Genomic DNA, 16634 nt, shown 5'->3' on the forward strand with positions numbered 1-16634 from the left:
TCAACAATGCCGGCATCGCCGGCATCAACAAGACGGTCTGGGAGACCGACCTCGAGGAATGGCGCAAGGTGCTGCGCATCAACCTCGACGGCCCCTTCATCTGCTGCAAGGCGATCGTGCCGACGATGCTCAAGCAGAAATACGGGCGGATCGTGAACATCGCATCCATCGCAGGCAAGGAAGGCAATCCGAACGCGGCGCACTACTCGGCCTCCAAGGCCGGCCTGATCGCGCTGACGAAGTCACTCGGCAAGGAGCTTGCCGCGCACGACATCCTGGTGAACGCCGTGACGCCGGCGGCCGCGAAGACCGCGATCTTTGAACAGCTGACGCAGCAGCACATCGATTTCATGCTGTCGAAGATCCCGAAGGGCCGCTTCGTGCTGGTGGAGGAACTCGCCGCGATGGTCGCCTGGCTCGCATCGGAAGACTGCGGGTTTTCGACCGGTGCGGTGTTCGATATCTCCGGCGGGCGCGCCACCTATTGAGGGCGTCATGACCAGAGAAGGCGGATGCCTGTGCGGCGCGGTTCGCTTCAAGACGGAGGGCGAGCCGCTTAACGTCCGCGTCTGCCATTGCCGCCTCTGCCAGAAGGCGATGGGCTCGCCGTTCTATGCCCGCGCGCTGTTCGAGCCGCGCGCGCTGACAGTCGAGGGCGAGACCGCGTTCTATCCGACATCTCCGGCCATCGAGCGCGTGTTCTGCAAGTCCTGCGGCACGCGGCTGTTCTCCCGCCGCACCAACGGCACTGCGACCGGTGTCGCGCTGGCCACTTTCGACGATCGCAATGCCTTTGCCCCGACCGAACACATCTGGGTGTCGGAGAAGATGGGCTGGGTCTGCATCGACGACGGCCTGACGCAGTACGAGGGAACGATCCCGGTAGCCTGAAGGTCACCGAATCCATGCTAGCGTGCGCCGGATGCATGAACCAAGGCGGCGCGCGTGAACATCTCCCTCTACGACCTCTCCGTCTGGGTGCTGCCGCTGGTGATCGCCATCACCTTCCACGAGGCCGCGCATGGCTTCGTCGCGCACCGTCTTGGCGACGATACCGCCTGGAAGCTCGGCCGGGTCAGCTTCAACCCGCTCCGGCATATCGATCCGTTCGGCACCCTGATCCTGCCGGCGATGCTGCTGTTTGCGCATTCGCCGTTCCTGTTCGGCTATGCCAAGCCGGTACCGGTGAACTTTCGCAATCTCAACAATCCGAAGCTCGACATGGTCTGGGTGGCGCTGGCCGGCCCCGCGACCAACATCCTGCTCGCGCTGCTGGCGGGCCTGGCACTCCACGCCCTGCCTTTCGCGCCGGCAGGTTCGGCGCAATGGATCTTCGACAACCTCAGGAATTCGCTCCTGATCAATGCGGTGCTGGCCGTTTTCAACATGATGCCGATACCGCCGCTGGACGGCGGCCGGGTTGCGGTCGGGCTCCTCCCGCGGCCGCTCGCTCTGCCGCTGGCCCGGCTCGAGCCGTTCGGGATGCTGATCCTGATCGCCATCCTGATCCTGCTCCCCCTTGCGGGTTCGCAGTTCGGTCTAAATCTTGATGTTATCTCGGCAATACTGGGAACGTTGACCGGATATGTGATTAAGGCCGTTCTCTTCCTGACCGGCAACGCGTAGTTGAACCAGGACGAACCAGAGAACCCGAAGGGCCCGAGGCCAACTTGGTCAAAGCTGCCGACATGCTGATCGCGCGACGAGCCGACACCCGCGCCCGCGCCGATTTCGCCACCTGGAAGATGATGGCCAAGCTCAACGGGTTGTCTGCGCTGCCTCCGGAAGCCCAGGAGTTCCTCGCGAGCTACAAGAAGCTGCTGGAGCAGACGAATGAGGACGAGGCCACCGAGGCCACCATCACCTCGGTCTACAAGGCGTACTATGCCGAAATGGGCGGAGCCGGAACTCCGCCTGATGTTCGTCCCCGGGCCAGCGAGCCCGTGAAGGACAATGTTACCGCCTTCCGCCGCCCGCCGCCCAAGCCGAAGAAAGCCGGCACGTTCGGGGTGACGGCGTTCGGCGGAACCGAGAAGCGGCCGCTGCCGGTGGCGCTGATCTTCGCCTGCCTGGTCGTGGTCTACGTCGCGATCCGCTATTACTGGCGCTGAGCCGATTTCTTCTTCGTCTCGCGCGGCGGGAAGGTGACGTCGAGCGTGCGCTCGAACTTTTCATCCGTCAGTCCTGCCGGCGGTTGCGGCACGGGATCCGAGCGACGGATCATCGAGACCGCCGCCGCATCGAAGGCATCGTCTCCCGAGGACTCCACCACATCGACCGAAAGCACGTTGCCTTTGCGGTTGAGGACCAGGGTGACCTTGACCTTCTGGGACTTGGGCTCCTTCCCCTCCGGGTAGACCTGGTGCAGCTTGAAATGCGCACTGATCTTGCGGTTCCAGTCGGCAGTCAGCTTCAGGATGTCCTTGCCGATCCCGAGCACCGGCGCCACGGCCTTCTCGGCCTCGCGCGCAGCCTCATCGAGCTTCTGCCGCGCCGTGGCTACCGATTGCGGCGATGCCTCGGCAGCCGGGGTCTCGATGGCCGCTACCTTCTGGCTCTCGTCGTCCGGCTTTTTCGCGTTGTTGTCGGTGACGATCCGGTCGGCATCGTCGACGTCCTGGTGCTGGTCCTTGGGAAGCTCCGTTTCCTTCACCTCGGCCTTTTGTTCGGGTATCGCCCGCTGTTCCTGCGAGGCATCGGTGTCAGGTCCGGGCGGAAGTTCGGACTCGGGCGCATCGGGCGAAGCCATCTCGACGGCGAATTCCGCACCGGCCGCACCCAGACCATCGTCGCCACCATCCGTCCGCAAATGCGCGAGCGCCAACGCCGCACCTCCCAGGTGGAGCGCAAGCGCCGCCACCGCGGCCAGAACCCACAGCCGCCGGGATGGTTTTGGTTCGGTCTCGAAACCGGACATAAGAACAGCCTCTAGGGCTTCGCAGAGTCTGCCGCGGGCGCCCCCGGAGAGGCCGGGACACCTTCAAGCGTCACCAGCTTCACCTTGGAGTAGCCACCCGAGCGCAACAACTCCATCACGCCCATCAGTTCGCCATAAGGTACCGTGCGATCGGCGCGCAGGAAAACGTACTTATCCTTGCCCATGTCCGACAGGCCGTCGAGCGAGGCGGCCAGGTTGGCACGCGTGACCGGGTTCTCCCCGATGGCAAGCGTCAAATCGGACTTGATGCTGACATAGGTCGGCTTGTCCGGCTTCTTCTGCGGTGTGGCAGTGGAGGTCGGCAGATCGACCGGCAGATCAACCGTCGACAAAGGCGCCGCAACCATGAAGATGATCAGCAGCACCAGCATGACGTCGATGAACGGCGTGACGTTGATCTCATGCGTCTCGGAGAAGTCCGCATCGTCATCGAGATCGTTGTCTGCGATCGAAGCGCCCATCGCCTACTCCGCCGCTGTGCGCGAATGAACGCTGCCGTGGCTGCGGTCGAGGTCGCGCGAGAGCAGCCGCGCCGCCGCACCCGAGGCGCGGCTGACGAGCTCGAGATAGCCCTTCGTCATGCGCGCGAAATGATTGTAGATGATGACGGCGGGGATCGCCGCGACGAGGCCGATCGCGGTCGCAAGCAGCGCTTCGGCGATGCCGGGCGCGACGACCGCAAGGTTCGTCGTCTGCGACTTCGAGATGCCGATGAAGCTGTTCATGATGCCCCAGACGGTGCCGAACAGGCCGACGAAGGGCGACGTGGCGCCGATGGTCGCAAGCACGCCCATGCCGATCCGGATCCGCCGCGACTCCGCGCGGGCGATCTCGGCAAAGCTCGAGGCGGCGCGTTCCTTGATGCCGGCGTCGCTGGAAATCCCCGCGGACGCCCGCGCCTCTCGCAGTGCTGCCGCAAGGAATGACGGCAGGATGCCTTCCTTGGCACCAAGCGCAAACTGGGCCTCTGCCAGCGAGCGTGCGTCGGCGATCTTCTTCAGAGCCGCGCGCACCCTGCCCTGTGCCAGCGTCAGCTCGATCGATTTCGCGATGAAGATGGTCCAGGTGACGAGGGAGGCGAAGGCGAGCCCGATCATCACCGCCTTGACGATGATGTCCGCCGACATGAACATCACCCAGGGCGACAGCTCCTTCATCACAGGCGCAGTCGATTTCAGCGTGCGGCCGGCATCAGTCGACGCAGCAGCCTCGGCCGCAGGCGCCATGGGGGCAGCCGTCGCCGCAGGCGCTGCGGCTGGTGGCGCCGCCGGAGTGGCGGCCGGCTGCGATGTGGCTGGCGGCGTTGCCGCCTGCTGCTGTGCCGAAACGGGGACTGCGAGGGCGATCACCGCGAGCATCACGGCTGCGGCAAGGCTTGCTCGGCAAAGGCTCGCTCGGAAAGTTGTGGTCTTCATACTTCGGCCCAGTAGCGAATGAGGTTGTGATAGATACCCGTCAATTTGACCGTTTCGGGGTCGTCGCGTCCAAGCCGCTGCGCCAGCGCCTGAACGGCGGTATCGAGGTCAAAGATCAGGCTGCGGGCTTGATCATCCCGTACCATGCTCTGCAGCCAGAAAAAAGACGCCACCCGCGCGCCCCGCGTCACCGGCGTGACGAGATGCAGGCTGGTCGAGGGGTACAGCACGCAGTCGCCGGCCGGCAACTTAACTTCGTGCGAACCGTAGGTGTCCTCGATCACGAGTTCGCCACCGTCATATTCCTCCGGTTCGGCGAGGAACAGCGTGACCGACAGGTCGGTGCGGATGCGAAGGCCGGTCAGGCGATCGCCGCGGATCGCGTTGTCGACGTGCAGACCGAAATGGTGCCCGCCGCTCGCCGCATAGCGGTTGAACAGCGGCGGGAAGATCTGGAGCGGGATCGCCGCCGCCAGGAAGCGCGGGTTCGACGTCAGCGCCGAGATGATGCGGTTGCCGAGCTTGCGCGCGACGTCGCTGTCCGGCGGCAATTGCTCATTGCGCTTGACCATCGCCGACTGCGCACCCGCCGTCGAACGGCCGTCTTCCCACTCGCTCGCATCCATGATGCGGCGGAACTCCGCCACATCATCCTTGCTCAAGACGCCGGGTATGCAGGTCAGCATGATCAGAACTTGGCCGTCGTGACCAGATAGAACGCCCGTCCCGGCGCGACGGCCACGAACGGCACGGCGCTGCGATAAAGCGTGTCATAGTAGAGCTTGTTGGTCAGGTTCTGCGCGTAGAGCTTCATGGTCCAGTTCTTGTCGATCTTCTTTTCGACGAACGCGTCGAAGCGCCAGTAGCTCGGCAGTTCGTTGCCGGTGTTGGCCGCAAACGTGCCGCCATAGACCTTGGAACGATACACCGCCTGCCCGCCGAGCTCCCAACCGTCGTCGAACTTGTACTTGGTGAGCATGCTGAACGACTGGTGGGCGACGTTAGCCAGCTGGAGGCCAATGTTGGAGGCGATGCCGCTCTGCGTGACCTTCGACTGCATCAGCACCAGGCCGCCGAAGATGCTCCAGCGGTCCGTGATCTTGCCCTCGGCCTCGATGTCGATGCCCTGGATGCGGTAGGCCGCGCCCGAAGTCAGCAGGCCGTTGACGGTCTCGCGGGCGTTGTCCTTCGTGGTCTGGAACAGTGCACCCGTCACGAGCAGATGGCGGTCGGCGAGTTCCCATTTGGTGCCGATTTCGGCCGCCTTGTTGAGCTCGGGGCCGAGCAGAATAGCCGTGTTAGCCGGAACGCCACCGTAATCGGTGCCGGTTGCGTCAAGCTCCGACCCGAACGGATTGGCCGAGGTCGCATAGGCCGCGTAGATGCTGCCGATCGACATCGGCTTGTAGAGCAGGCCTACGTTGTAATTGACGAGATCGGCATTCTGCTTGAGATAAGCCGAGTTTGTCGAAGAGCTTTGGCTGTAGCCATCATAGCGGACACCGCCATTGACGATGATGGTGTCCTGCCAGTTCGCGGTGTCCATGGCGTAGACGCTGCTGGTGTTGACACCATAACGCGTCGGGTTTCCAACCAGCGACGGCGTGCCGAAGCCCGAGAGAAAAGTGTACTGAGGGGAATAGAGATTGACGTTCTGGACGGCGCCGTTGCTCGTTGAGCCGCCGCCGAACAGTTCCGAGGAGAGACCGGTGTAACGGTCGATCGAGATGTTTTCGTTCGCATATTCGACGCCGAACACCGCGGTGTGCTTGACCCCACCGGTGTCGAGCTTGAACGTGGCCTCGTTCTGGTTGGCCCACACATCCACGTTCTGGTAGCGGCTCTGCGCACTGGCCGTGGTCGTCCAGAGCAGCGGATTGACGTTGGTCGTATTCGGGTTCTGCGGCAGCGTGCCGATATAGTTCAGCAGCGAGTGCTCGCCGCGAACCTTGCTGCTCAGCGTGATGGCTTCGTTGACCTTGTACTCGATCGTGCCGGTGCCGAAGTCCTGCCGCGCGGTCTGGAAGTCGCGGTTGACGAAGCCGTACCAGTTCTGGCGCGGAATGCCAGCCTCGGTGACCGGCACATTGCCCTGCTTGTAGTAGGGCACGCCGAAATCCGGCAAACCGCTGAGATCGGTGTGGACGTAGTTCGTCGTGATCTTGATGTCGTTGGTCGGGGTGTACTTGGTCGAGACGAAGGTACCCCAACGATTGTCGGTCACGTAATTGCGGCCGGCGACGTTGGCATCCTGGAACAGGCCGCCGGTGCGGACCGAGAAAGTCGGGTCGATGACCTGGTTGACGTCGAGCGTAACGCGCTTGGTCATGTCGGTGCCGAACTCGGTATCCATCCGCTTGAAGTTCGCGTCGCCGGCCTGCTTCGTGACGATGTTGATGGCGCCGCCCGCAGTGCCACGACCGGCATAGGACGAAGCCGGTCCGCGCAGGATCTCGATCTGCTCGGTGAAGAAGTTCTCGCGGATGCTAACGGCGGGATCGCGAATGCCGTCGATGAAGACGTCGTTGCGCGCATCGAAGCCGCGGATGAAGAAGCGATCGCCGAATGCGTTGCCGCCCTCGCCGGAGCCCAGCGTCACGCCGGCGGTGGAGCGACCTATCTCCTTCAGCGTCGTGGCGTTCTTGTCCTCGAGCACTTCCTTGCTGAGCACGGTGATGGTCTTCGGCGTGTTCAGAATCGGCTCGGGAAACTTGCCCGAGGCCTGCACGTGATCGACCTTGTAGGGAGCTGCCGGATCGGCATAGGGATCGCGGTCCGGCGCACCTGCGCTCTGGGACGGCGCAGCTGCGGTCTGTTGCGCCTGCTCGCGCTGCGCCGCGCGGCGAAGCGCATTGCGCGCACGAATCTGCTCCGGCGATGGCTTCGAGGCGGCAGGCCGCGGGCGCTCGACTGGCGCATCGACGCTGACGGGGGGAAGATTCGACTGCTGCGCCTCGGCGGCGCCCGAGAACGATGCCACCGCGATCAATCCGGCAACGGCTGATGCCGCCTTGCCAGAGCCGCCTTCGAACCTTTCGTCGATGAAATCGATTGCCGCGAACGATCGCAGCGACTTCGGTGCAACCACCTGCCCCATTACCACACGCCCCATTTTCATGATCGCTCATGCGCGTCATTCGCGATGAACGTTGGGCGTTGGTATCGGCCACAAAATATGTGGTCAATGCGGGCAACCCGTGAGAACGCTTTGAATACTTCCAGATCAAAACGATTCTAATCTGGAGTTTGAAATCGTTCTAAGGAGCTAGTTTGTAAGCGTTCTAAAGAACTGAAAAACTGCGCCTCGTGATCTCGGAGTTTGCAGCATCAATCGCTGCTCGGCGGCTTCATCAGCGAGAACAACTCGTCGACGGTCGCTTGTGCGACCGAACGGACGCCATCGGTGTTGTCCATGCCGGCGATGTTGACGCCCTTCACGACGGCTTTGATCTCGTCGCGAAAGTCGGTCAGGAAGCGCAAGGGATCGCCCTGCTCGTTGGCGACGCGCGCGATCAGGCCCGTGATCAGAATCTGACATGCGATCATCTTGCCGTTCAGTTCGTCCATCATGCGCTCCCGTTGTGCGGGCGCTGATATGGACGACGTCGCATGGGCTGACAACGGAAACACGGCGCAATCAATTTAGAACCGTTCTGGCTCGGACGGCGCGACTGCATCCGAAGGTCTTGGCCCGTCAGCGCCGCTTCGGATTGCGCACGCGGCGTGCGAGCATCGCGAAACCTTTGCACGTTGATCGATGCTGGTGCCCAACAGGCTGCCCAAGAGAACGGCTGTTCACGATGTGCGCACGCAGCCCGGATCGGATGCAAAGCTTTCCGATTGTTTAGGATTCTCAAGCGACAGTGTTGTTTACACTGGAACTTGGCGTGTATTATACAGGCTGCCGCCGGAACTCTTTCAGAGACCCATAATTCAACCTTTGGGCAAGCGAGCCGATACGAAGCCGATATGAAAAAGTCGCGGCCGATTCTGTGGTTTTCCCTCATCGCAGCCGTGGCCGTGGCAGGCTACTTCGGCTGGCAACGCTTCTATGGTCCGGACGCCGCCAAGACCCAGACCGCGCAGAAAGGCCCGCCGCGGCCGGTCGCAGTTCCTGTCACCATCGCACCGGTCCAGCAGGCTGATTTCCCGGTCTATCTGACCGGGCTCGGGACGGTTCAGGGCTTCAATACCGTGCAGGTCCGGACCCGGGTGGACGGCCAGATCGACAAGATCGCCTTCACCGAGGGCCAGATCGTCAACCAGGGCGACCTTCTGGTCGAGATCGATCCCCGCCCCTTCCAGGCCGTGCTCGACCAGGCCAAGGCCAAGAAGCAGCAGGACGAGGCGAACCTCGCCAACGCCAATCTCGACCTCCAGCGCTATACCAAGCTCGGTGAATTCGCGACCCGGCAGCAGACCGACACCCAGCGCTCCACCGTCGCCCAGCTCACCGCGCAGATCGCAGCCGACGAGGCCGCGATCTCCAATGCCCAGACCCAGCTCGACTACACCCAGGTCAAGTCGCCAATCACGGGCGTCGCGGGCCTGCGCCAGGTCGATATCGGCAACATCGTCAACGCCTCCAGCCAGACGGCGATCGTCTCCATTGCCCAGATCGAACCGATCACGGTGATCTTCACTGCGCCCGAGGACCAGTTGCCTTATATTAATGAGGGCCAGAAGGCCGGCGCGCTCAAGGTGATCGCGCTGACGACCGACGGCAAGAAGACGCTCGCTGAGGGCAAGCTCGCCGTCATCAATAACCAGGTCGACACGAGCAGCGGGACTATTCGGCTGAAGGCGGTGTTCGACAACAAGGACCACACGCTGTGGCCGGGCCAATCGGTCTCGACGCGCCTTCTGGTGCGGACGCTGAAGGACGCTACCGTGGTCCCCGACGACGCGGTCCAGCATTCGACCAACGGTCTCTACGCCTATACGGTCAATCAGGAGAACAAGGCTGAACTGCGCAAGCTCAAGGTCAGCTACTCCATCGATGGACGCTCGGTGATCGATGAAGGACTTAGCCCGGGACAACAAGTGATCACCGGCGGTCAGTTCAAGGTGCAGCCTGGAAGCCTCGTCTCTACGGCGGTCGCAAGTTCGACTCCGGGCCAGAACAAGGTTCGACAGGAATGAACGACGGCGGGATTTCGGCACCTTTCATCCGTTATCCCATCGGCACATCGCTGCTGATGGCCGGCATTCTCTTTGTCGGCCTCGTCGCCTACCCCCTGCTGCCGGTCGCGCCGCTGCCGCAGGTCGACTTCCCGACCATCCAGATCACCGCGAACCTGCCCGGCGGCAGCCCGGAGACGATGGCCTCCTCGGTCGCCCAGCCGCTGGAGCGCCAATTCGCGCAGATTCCCGGCATCGCCCAGATGACATCGACGAGCTATCTGGGCACAGCCTCGATCACCATCCAGTTCGACCTCAATCGCAGCATCGACGGCGCCGCCAACGACGTGCAGGGCGCCATCAACGCGGCCAGCGGCCAGTTGCCGAAAAACCTGCCCTCGCCGCCAACCTATCGCAAGGTCAACCCGGCGGACTCGCCGATCCTCCTGCTGTCGGCGACGTCCGAGACGCTGCCGCTGACCACCGTCAGTGACGCAGTTGACGCCCAGCTCGCCCAGCAGATCAGCCAGATCTCCGGCGTGGCGCAGGTGTTCATCGGCGGCCAGCAGAAGCCGTCGGTTCGCGTGCAGATCGATCCGGCGAAGCTGGTGGCCAAGGGCCTGTCGCTGGAAGACGTGCGCAGCCAGATCGCGATCACGACGGTCGACAGCCCCAAGGGCAATATCGACGGCGAGAAACGGGCCTATACCATCTACGCCAACGACCAGCTGCTCCAGTCCAAGGACTGGAACGACGTCATCATCGCCTATCGCAACGGCGGGCCGCTGCGAATCCGCGATATCGGCCAGGCCGTCACCGGTCCCGAGGACGCCAAGCAGGCGGCCTGGGCCAACGGCAAGCGCGGCGTGTTCCTGGTGGTGTTCAAGCAGCCCGGCGCCAACGTCATCGAGACGGTCGACCGGATCAAGGCAACCCTGCCCCGGCTGGTGGCCGCGATCCCGCCGGCGATCAAGATCGAGCTGATCAGCGACCGCACCACGACCATCCGCGCCGCGGTCGAGGACGTCCAGTTCACGCTGCTTTTGACCATCGTCCTGGTGGTCATGGTCATCTTTATCTTCCTGCGCAGCTTCTGGGCGACCGTCATTCCCACCGTCACGGTTCCGCTGGCGCTGCTCGGCGCATGCGCCCTGATGTGGGTGTTCGGCTATTCGCTCGACAATCTGTCGCTGATGGCCCTCACGATCGCGGTCGGATTCGTCGTCGACGACGCCATCGTGATGCTCGAAAACATCACGCGCTACATCGAGAACGGCGATTCTCCCCTCGCCGCCGCCTACAAGGGCGCCAAGGAGATCGGCTTCACCATCGTGTCGATCAGCATCTCGCTGGTCGCGGTGCTGATCCCGCTGCTGCTGATGGGCGGCATCATCGGCCGCCTGTTCCGCGAATTCGCCGTCGTGCTCGCGATGACGATCTTCGTCTCGATGTTCGTGTCGCTGACGCTGACCCCGATGATGGCCTCGCGCTTCCTGCGCGCCCATGGCGAGGTGAAGCACGGCCGCTTCTATCAATGGAGCGAACGCGCCTTTGACGCGATGCTGCGCGGCTATGAACACATTCTCGACCTCGCCTTGAGCTGGCGCCGCACCACGCTCACGATCTTCTTCGCCACGCTCGCCCTGTCGGTCTATCTGTTCATTCTGATCCCGAAGGGTTTCTTCCCGCAGCAGGACGTCGGCCTGATCACGGCGACCTCCGAAGCCTCGCAGGACATCTCCTTCAAGGACATGGTGCGGCGGCAGGAGGAACTCGGCAAGATCATCATGGCCGATCCCGACGTCGCCAGCGTCGCCATGGCGATCGGCGGCAGCGGCCGGGCCGGCAACAACGGCAACCTGTTCATTACGCTGAAGCCCCGCAACGAGCGCGAGGCCTCGGCGCAGCAGATCATTGCGCGGCTGCGTCCGAAGTTCGACAAGGTTGAAGGCGCTCGCCTCTACATGCAGGCAGCCCAGGACGTTCGACTCGGCGGCCGGCCGACGCGCACCCAATTCGAATTCACGTTGCAGGACGCCGACCTCGGCGAACTCAATGACTGGGCGCCCCGAATCCTCGCCAAGATGCAGACGCTGCCGGAGCTACGCGATGTCGCGACCGACCAGCAGACCCAGGGCACCACGGTTCAGCTCAAGATCAATCGCGACACCGCCTCGCGCTACGGCATCCAGCCGCAGTTGATCGACGACACGCTCTACGACGCGTTCGGCCAGCGCCAGGTCACCCAGTACTTCACGCAGCTCAACAGCTATCACGTGATCCTGGAGATCCTGCCGGAGATGCAGGGTAACCTCGACAGCCTGAACAAGCTGTACCTGAAATCGCCGCTAACGGGCGACCAGGTACCGCTCTCGACGTTTGCGACCTGGACCACCGATCCGGTGCGCCCGCTCTCGATCAGCCATCAGGGCCAATTCCCGGCGATCACGATCAGCTTCAACCTCGCACAGGGCATGGCGCTGGGACAGGCCACGGAAGCCGTGCAGAAAGCGATGGCCGATCTCGGCGCGCCGGCGACGCTGAATTCGAGCTTCCAGGGCACCGCGCAGGCCTTCCAGCAGTCGCTCGGCACCGTGCCGCTGCTGATCCTGGCAGCCCTCGTCGTGGTCTATCTGATCCTCGGCATTCTCTACGAGAGCTACATCCACCCGATCACGATTCTCTCGACCCTGCCTTCGGCCGGCGTCGGCGCACTCGCGATCCTGATGGCGGCCGGGTTCGACTTCAGCTTGATCGCGCTGATCGGCATCATCCTGCTGATCGGCATCGTGAAGAAGAACGGCATCATGATGGTCGACTTCGCGATCGCGGCCGAACGCGATGAGCACAAGACGCCGGCGGAATCGATCCGCCAGGCCGCGCTGCTCCGCTTCCGCCCCATCATGATGACGACGATGGCGGCCCTTCTCGGCGGCGTGCCGTTGATGCTCGGGCACGGCACCGGCGCCGAAATCCGCCAGCCGCTCGGCTATGCCATGGTCGGCGGCTTGATCGTCAGCCAGGCCCTGACCCTGTTCACGACGCCCGTGGTCTATCTCTATCTCGACGAGCTCTCCAACTGGTTCTCCGGCTGGGGCCGTTCCAAGCAGAGCGAACCCGAGACGACCGAACACGGCGCGGTCAAGGAAGCGGCCGAGTAAGCAGGCGTCGCAATTCCAATTCCGGCACGTTTCCCTCCTTTCAAGCCAAAGCGATATTTCATGTCCATGCGCTCCAATCTTGCCGCCCTCCTTTCGGTTGCCTTGCTGTGGAGCGGATCCGCTCACGCCCAGGGCACCAAATCCAAGGCTGCTCCGCCCCAGGCCGCACAGCCCGCGGCTCCCGCCGCGCAGCCGCAGGCCGACGTTGCGCCGGCGCCGCAAGCAGGCTGGGCCGCGCGCTGCACCAGCGCGAGCCGCGAGGCGCCGCTGGAATGCGCGATCGAGCAGAACGCGGTGCTGACCAAGACGGGACAGCTCATCGTGCTGATCAACATCCGCGTGCCCGCCGACACACGCGTACCCACGGCGCTGATCCAGCTGCCACTCGGCCTCAATATCCCCGTCGGCGCCAAGCTCCAGGTCGACGAGGGCAAGACGGTCGACCTGCCGATCCAGACCTGCGAGAATCGCGGCTGCTACGTCTCGACGCCGATTTCCGCGGACCTGCTTGCGGCGCTGAAATCCGGCAAGCAGTTGAAGGTCTCCTTCCAGAACATGTCCAAGGAGACCATCAACATCCCGATGCCGCTCACCGATTTTGCGGCCGCCTACGACAAGATCAAGTAACGGGCCGCGTCCGTCTCACCCTGCCCCCAGATAGGCCTTCTGCACCTGCGGATCGTTCGCCAGCGCCGTCGCGGTGCCGGACAAGACGCTTCTGCCCACCTGCAAGACGGTTGCGAAATCGGAGACTTCGAGGGCAAGCTCGATCGACTGCTCGGCGAGCAGGATGGTCAGGCCCTCGCGATGCAGGCGGCCGAAGGTTTCGTACATGGACTCCACGACCGCCGGCGCCAGCCCGAGCGACGGCTCGTCCAGCATCAACAGTTTCGGGTCGCTCATCAGCGCGCGGCCGACCGCGAGCATCTGCCGCTCGCCGCCCGACATGGTGCCCGCTCGCTGGTTGCGGCGTTCCTTGAGCCGCGGAAAGATCTCGTAGACACGCTCGAGCAGCGCCGCCTTGCGCGACTTGTCGTGCAACGGCGTCGTGCCGAGCAGGAGATTGTTCTCGACGCTCTGCTGCACGAACAGCCGCCAGCCCTCCGGGGACAGCGCAAGCCCCTTGCGCACGATCGCAAAGGCCCGTTGGCCCGCGATTGCCTCGCCGCGAAAGCTGATCGTGCCTGAATGTACCGGGATCAGGCCTGCGATCGCGTTCAGCGTCGTGGTCTTGCCGCCGCCATTGGAGCCGAGCAGCGCGACGATGCTGCCCTTGGGGACTTCCAGCGATACGTCGGACACGCCGATCAGGTCGCCATAGCGCACTTCGAGGTGCTCGATCCGAAGCAGAAGCCCGCTCATGTGGGGCCGCCCATCAGTTCGATCGGCGTGTGGCCGGCAGCCGCTTTGGCGGCACGCGTACCGAGATAGGCCGCGATCACCGCCGGGTTCGCCGTTACCTCATGCGGGCTGCCGCGGGCGATCTCCTTGCCCTGGTGAAACACCATCACCCGGCTCGCCAGCGACATGATCACTTCCATGATGTGCTCGACGATGACAAGCGTGATGCCGGCGCGGTGGATGTCGCGCACCAGATCGATTGCGAGCCTGACCTCATGCGCATTGAGACCCGCCATCGCTTCATCGAGCAGCAGCAGCTTCGGCTCGGTGGCAAGCGCACGGGCAATCTCCAGGCGCTTGCGGCCGGGCGTGCCGAGCGAGCGCGCCGGCGCATCCGCTAGCCTGATCATCCCGACCCGCTCCAGCACCGCGCGCGCCTTGGCCTCGGCTTCGGCGCGAGGCTTGGTACGCAGGAACGCGCCGATCATGACGTTCTCGAGCACCGTCATGCCCTCGAACGTCTGCGGCACCTGGAAGGTGCGCGCGAGCCCGAGCTGCGCGCGCCGCTCCGGCGCGAGATCGGTGATATCGCGGCCTTCGAACAGGACGTGGCCTGCGGTCGTCCTGAGATCGCCGGTAAGGCAGTTGAAGAAGGTCGACTTGCCGGCGCCGTTCGGCCCGATTAGGCCGAGGATATCGCCCTGCTCTAGCGTCACGGAGGCATCGTCGACCGCCTTGAAGCTGCCGAAGGCCTTTGTGATGCCGCGCGCTTCAAGGAGCATGAGGCGCTCCCGCTTCGCTTCCCGGCTTGGGCCGGCGCTTGAAAAGGCTCAAGATGCCGCCGGGCTGAAAGCGCGCGATCAGCACGATGATCGCGCCATAGACCACGAAGGTGAGGCCTGCGCCCTTGCCGCCAAGCACGCTGTTGGAGATTTCCTCCAGCGGCACGAGGATTGCGGCGCCGACCAGCGGACCGAACAGCAGCCCTGCCCCGCCGAGCGCGGCCATGATCAGGATCTTCACGGAGATCAGGATGCCGAGGCCGGACTCGGGGTCGACGAAACCGAACATCATCGCATAGAGCGCCCCGGCGACGCTCGTCAGCGCCGCGCTCAGCATGAACGCGTAAAGTTTCGTGCGACTCGCGGGCGCACCGAGCGAGCGCGCGGCACGCTCGGAATCCTTGATCGCACGCAGATAGAATCCCATCCGGCTGTTCGTCATCCACCAGGTTATGAAGAGCGTGATCGCAAGAACCAGGAGGAAGAGATAGTAGTAGGGCAGCGACGAGATGAACGAGAGATCGAAGATGTTGCGGGCGACCGTCGGGCCGGATAGGCCCACCGCCGCGCCAAGGTAATCCGTGTTGGTGACGATCAGCCGCATCGTCTCGGCCACCGCAATCGTCGCCATGCTGAAATAGTGACCAGACAGGCGCAGCGTCGGCACGCCGATGACGGCCGCCAGCGCCGCCGCAATCACGATGCCACCGGGAATGCCGAATAGCGGCGACAGACCGAACTTGGCGTAGGCGCCCATCGCCGCGTAGGCGCCGCAGCCGAAGAACACGACATGGCCGACGGAGACCTGCCCGGCATAGCCGCCCACGATGTTCCAGGCCGAGGCCGCGATCGCATAGAGCAGCACCAGCGCGCCGAGGCGCTGCTGGAACGGCGAGGACAGCAGCAATGGATAAGCGATCGCGACCGCTGACAGTACCGACAGCCAGAGCAGGCGCCGCATCACATCTTCCCCATCAGGCCTTGCGGCCGGAACCACAGGAAGAACAGGAACAGGATATAGACGACGATGTCCTTGTAGACTGCGCCGATCAGGAAGCCCGACAGCGACTCGATGACCCCGATCAGAAGGCCCGCAACCAGCGCGCCTGGCACGCTGCCGAAACCGCCGAGCGAGACCGTGACGAAGGCGACGATGCCGAGCGTTTCGCCCACCGTCGGCACGATGTAGAAGAAGTTCGCGATCAGCGCGCCGGCAAGTCCCGTCGCACCCGCCGCAATCGCCCAGGCGATCGCCTGCATCGTGTCGGGCCGGATACCCATGAGCTGGGCGGCAGTTGCATCCTCCGCCACCGCGAGCATTTTCGAGCCGAGTGAGGTGCGCGTCAGCAACAGGTGCAGGCCGAGCGTAACCAGCAGCGCGACGACGCCGGCAAGCAGCCGCGACGCCTCTAGGCGCAGCCCCGCCACCGCATACGTGCCGCCTACGATATTCTGCGGCAGCGACTTGAAGTCGGCACCGAACCACCAGAACACGGAATAGCGCAAAAGCAATGCCAGACCGAAGGTGCCGAGGATCTGCGCCAGCATCGGCCCCTTCATGATGTCGCGGATCAGGCCGAAATAGACGACGACGCCGAGCGTCGCCAGCACCAGCACAGCCAGCGGCGCGCCGAGAAGCGGCCCGCCTCCCATCAAGGTGTAGACGACATAGGCGACGTACATGCCGAGCATGACGAAATCGCCATGCGCGAAATTGACGATGTTCATCATGCCCCACACCAGGGTGAGGCCGGAGGAAAACAGGGCGTAGACGGCACCGAGCAGGAGCCCGCCGACGATCACCTGCACGAGAACAAAGGACATGAGCCGCGCCGCTCTATCAAGCCGACAAAAAAGGCGGGACCGCCGGTCCCGC

The 16634-nt window shown here is 63.8% G+C and carries 17 protein-coding genes; 7 read left to right on the plus strand and 10 right to left on the minus strand.

From position 1 onward, the window contains the following. The 4 genes from Q2941_RS25790 to Q2941_RS25805 form a co-directional block, all read left to right on the plus strand. A partial coding sequence (locus tag Q2941_RS25790) for an SDR family NAD(P)-dependent oxidoreductase (protein WP_458194087.1) occupies positions 1-488 on the plus strand: 488 nt, incomplete at its 5' end. Positions 489-495: 7 nt separating this feature from the next. Next, complete coding sequence (locus Q2941_RS25795; RefSeq protein ID WP_027523752.1) at positions 496-891, plus strand: GFA family protein; 396 nt, start codon at positions 496-498, stop codon at positions 889-891. A 54-nt stretch (positions 892-945) separates the two neighbouring features. Continuing rightward, entirely contained in the window at positions 946-1626 is a 681-nt protein-coding gene (locus Q2941_RS25800; RefSeq protein ID WP_254112817.1) for a site-2 protease family protein, read from the plus strand. Between the two features lie 62 nt (positions 1627-1688). Further along, the gene (locus Q2941_RS25805) at positions 1689-2111 is read left to right on the plus strand and encodes a hypothetical protein (RefSeq protein ID WP_027523750.1); all 423 of its coding nucleotides are present in this window, start codon (positions 1689-1691) and stop codon (positions 2109-2111) included. Here Q2941_RS25805 and Q2941_RS25810 read toward each other — a convergent pair. The 6 genes from Q2941_RS25810 to Q2941_RS25835 form a co-directional block, all read right to left on the minus strand. Next, positions 2099-2917: a TonB family protein gene (locus Q2941_RS25810; protein WP_458194088.1), complete on the minus strand. Its 819-nt coding sequence runs from the start codon at positions 2915-2917 to the stop codon at positions 2099-2101. The genes Q2941_RS25805 and Q2941_RS25810 overlap by 13 nt on opposite strands. A gap of 11 nt (positions 2918-2928) precedes the next feature. After that, positions 2929-3399: a TonB system transport protein ExbD gene (gene exbD, locus Q2941_RS25815; protein WP_027523748.1), complete on the minus strand. Its 471-nt coding sequence runs from the start codon at positions 3397-3399 to the stop codon at positions 2929-2931. A 3-nt stretch (positions 3400-3402) separates the two neighbouring features. After that, positions 3403-4353, minus strand: coding sequence for a tonB-system energizer ExbB (gene exbB, locus Q2941_RS25820; RefSeq protein ID WP_027523747.1), 951 nt, complete (start codon positions 4351-4353; stop codon positions 3403-3405). Continuing rightward, on the minus strand, positions 4350-5039 hold the full coding sequence (locus Q2941_RS25825; protein WP_027523746.1) for a Fe2+-dependent dioxygenase: 690 nt from the start codon (positions 5037-5039) through the stop codon (positions 4350-4352). Before Q2941_RS25825 ends, exbB begins: the two co-directional genes overlap by 4 nt. 2 nt (positions 5040-5041) lie before the next feature. Beyond that, positions 5042-7450 carry a TonB-dependent receptor gene (locus Q2941_RS25830; RefSeq protein WP_458194142.1) on the minus strand — a complete coding sequence of 803 codons (2409 nt, stop codon included), beginning with the start codon at positions 7448-7450 and terminating at the stop codon, positions 5042-5044. Between the two features lie 230 nt (positions 7451-7680). Then, positions 7681-7920: a hypothetical protein gene (locus Q2941_RS25835; protein ID WP_027523744.1), complete on the minus strand. Its 240-nt coding sequence runs from the start codon at positions 7918-7920 to the stop codon at positions 7681-7683. Between the two features lie 402 nt (positions 7921-8322). Here Q2941_RS25835 and Q2941_RS25840 point away from each other — a divergent pair, with 402 nt between their 5' ends. The 3 genes from Q2941_RS25840 to Q2941_RS25850 are packed head-to-tail and all read left to right on the plus strand — an operon-like array spanning position 8323 to position 13262. After that, positions 8323-9495, plus strand: coding sequence for an efflux RND transporter periplasmic adaptor subunit (locus Q2941_RS25840; protein WP_027523743.1), 1173 nt, complete (start codon positions 8323-8325; stop codon positions 9493-9495). Continuing rightward, positions 9492-12635 carry a multidrug efflux RND transporter permease subunit gene (locus Q2941_RS25845; protein WP_027523742.1) on the plus strand — a complete coding sequence of 1048 codons (3144 nt, stop codon included), beginning with the start codon at positions 9492-9494 and terminating at the stop codon, positions 12633-12635. Before Q2941_RS25840 ends, Q2941_RS25845 begins: the two co-directional genes overlap by 4 nt. Positions 12636-12695: 60 nt before the next feature. Beyond that, positions 12696-13262, plus strand: coding sequence for an invasion associated locus B family protein (locus tag Q2941_RS25850; RefSeq protein ID WP_458194089.1), 567 nt, complete (start codon positions 12696-12698; stop codon positions 13260-13262). 15 nt (positions 13263-13277) lie between these two features. Here Q2941_RS25850 and Q2941_RS25855 read toward each other — a convergent pair whose 3' ends face one another. From Q2941_RS25855 to Q2941_RS25870, 4 genes are read right to left on the minus strand one after another with little or no spacing between them, the layout of a single operon-like run. Beyond that, a complete protein-coding gene (locus Q2941_RS25855; RefSeq protein WP_027523740.1) occupies positions 13278-13997 on the minus strand; it encodes an ABC transporter ATP-binding protein in 720 nt (239 codons plus the stop codon). After that, the gene (locus Q2941_RS25860; protein ID WP_027523739.1) at positions 13994-14758 is read right to left on the minus strand and encodes an ABC transporter ATP-binding protein; all 765 of its coding nucleotides are present in this window, start codon (positions 14756-14758) and stop codon (positions 13994-13996) included. The genes Q2941_RS25855 and Q2941_RS25860 overlap by 4 nt, the downstream gene beginning before the upstream one ends. Then, on the minus strand, positions 14748-15719 hold the full coding sequence (locus Q2941_RS25865; RefSeq protein WP_458194090.1) for a branched-chain amino acid ABC transporter permease: 972 nt from the start codon (positions 15717-15719) through the stop codon (positions 14748-14750). The genes Q2941_RS25860 and Q2941_RS25865 overlap by 11 nt, the downstream gene beginning before the upstream one ends. After that, positions 15719-16582, minus strand: coding sequence for a branched-chain amino acid ABC transporter permease (locus tag Q2941_RS25870; RefSeq protein WP_254112823.1), 864 nt, complete (start codon positions 16580-16582; stop codon positions 15719-15721). The genes Q2941_RS25865 and Q2941_RS25870 overlap by 1 nt, the downstream gene beginning before the upstream one ends. Positions 16583-16634: the final 52 nt, after the last annotated feature.

This window comes from Bradyrhizobium sp. UFLA05-153, from assembly GCF_054185185.1.

Coding starts and splice junctions, on each gene's coding strand:
- Q2941_RS25805 (WP_027523750.1), top strand. CDS start 1,689: ATGCTGATCGCGCGACGAGCCGACACCCGCGCCCGCGCCGATTTCGCC.
- Q2941_RS25860 (WP_027523739.1), bottom strand. CDS start 14,758: ATGCTCCTTGAAGCGCGCGGCATCACAAAGGCCTTCGGCAGCTTCAAG.
- Q2941_RS25825 (WP_027523746.1), bottom strand. CDS start 5,039: ATGCTGACCTGCATACCCGGCGTCTTGAGCAAGGATGATGTGGCGGAG.
- exbB (WP_027523747.1), bottom strand. CDS start 4,353: ATGAAGACCACAACTTTCCGAGCGAGCCTTTGCCGAGCAAGCCTTGCC.
- Q2941_RS25810 (WP_458194088.1), bottom strand. CDS start 2,917: ATGTCCGGTTTCGAGACCGAACCAAAACCATCCCGGCGGCTGTGGGTT.
- Q2941_RS25840 (WP_027523743.1), top strand. CDS start 8,323: ATGAAAAAGTCGCGGCCGATTCTGTGGTTTTCCCTCATCGCAGCCGTG.
- Q2941_RS25855 (WP_027523740.1), bottom strand. CDS start 13,997: ATGAGCGGGCTTCTGCTTCGGATCGAGCACCTCGAAGTGCGCTATGGC.
- exbD (WP_027523748.1), bottom strand. CDS start 3,399: ATGGGCGCTTCGATCGCAGACAACGATCTCGATGACGATGCGGACTTC.
- Q2941_RS25830 (WP_458194142.1), bottom strand. CDS start 7,450: ATGGGGCAGGTGGTTGCACCGAAGTCGCTGCGATCGTTCGCGGCAATC.
- Q2941_RS25850 (WP_458194089.1), top strand. CDS start 12,696: ATGTCCATGCGCTCCAATCTTGCCGCCCTCCTTTCGGTTGCCTTGCTG.
- Q2941_RS25835 (WP_027523744.1), bottom strand. CDS start 7,920: ATGGACGAACTGAACGGCAAGATGATCGCATGTCAGATTCTGATCACG.
- Q2941_RS25795 (WP_027523752.1), top strand. CDS start 496: ATGACCAGAGAAGGCGGATGCCTGTGCGGCGCGGTTCGCTTCAAGACG.
- Q2941_RS25845 (WP_027523742.1), top strand. CDS start 9,492: ATGAACGACGGCGGGATTTCGGCACCTTTCATCCGTTATCCCATCGGC.
- Q2941_RS25865 (WP_458194090.1), bottom strand. CDS start 15,719: ATGCGGCGCCTGCTCTGGCTGTCGGTACTGTCAGCGGTCGCGATCGCT.
- Q2941_RS25870 (WP_254112823.1), bottom strand. CDS start 16,582: ATGTCCTTTGTTCTCGTGCAGGTGATCGTCGGCGGGCTCCTGCTCGGT.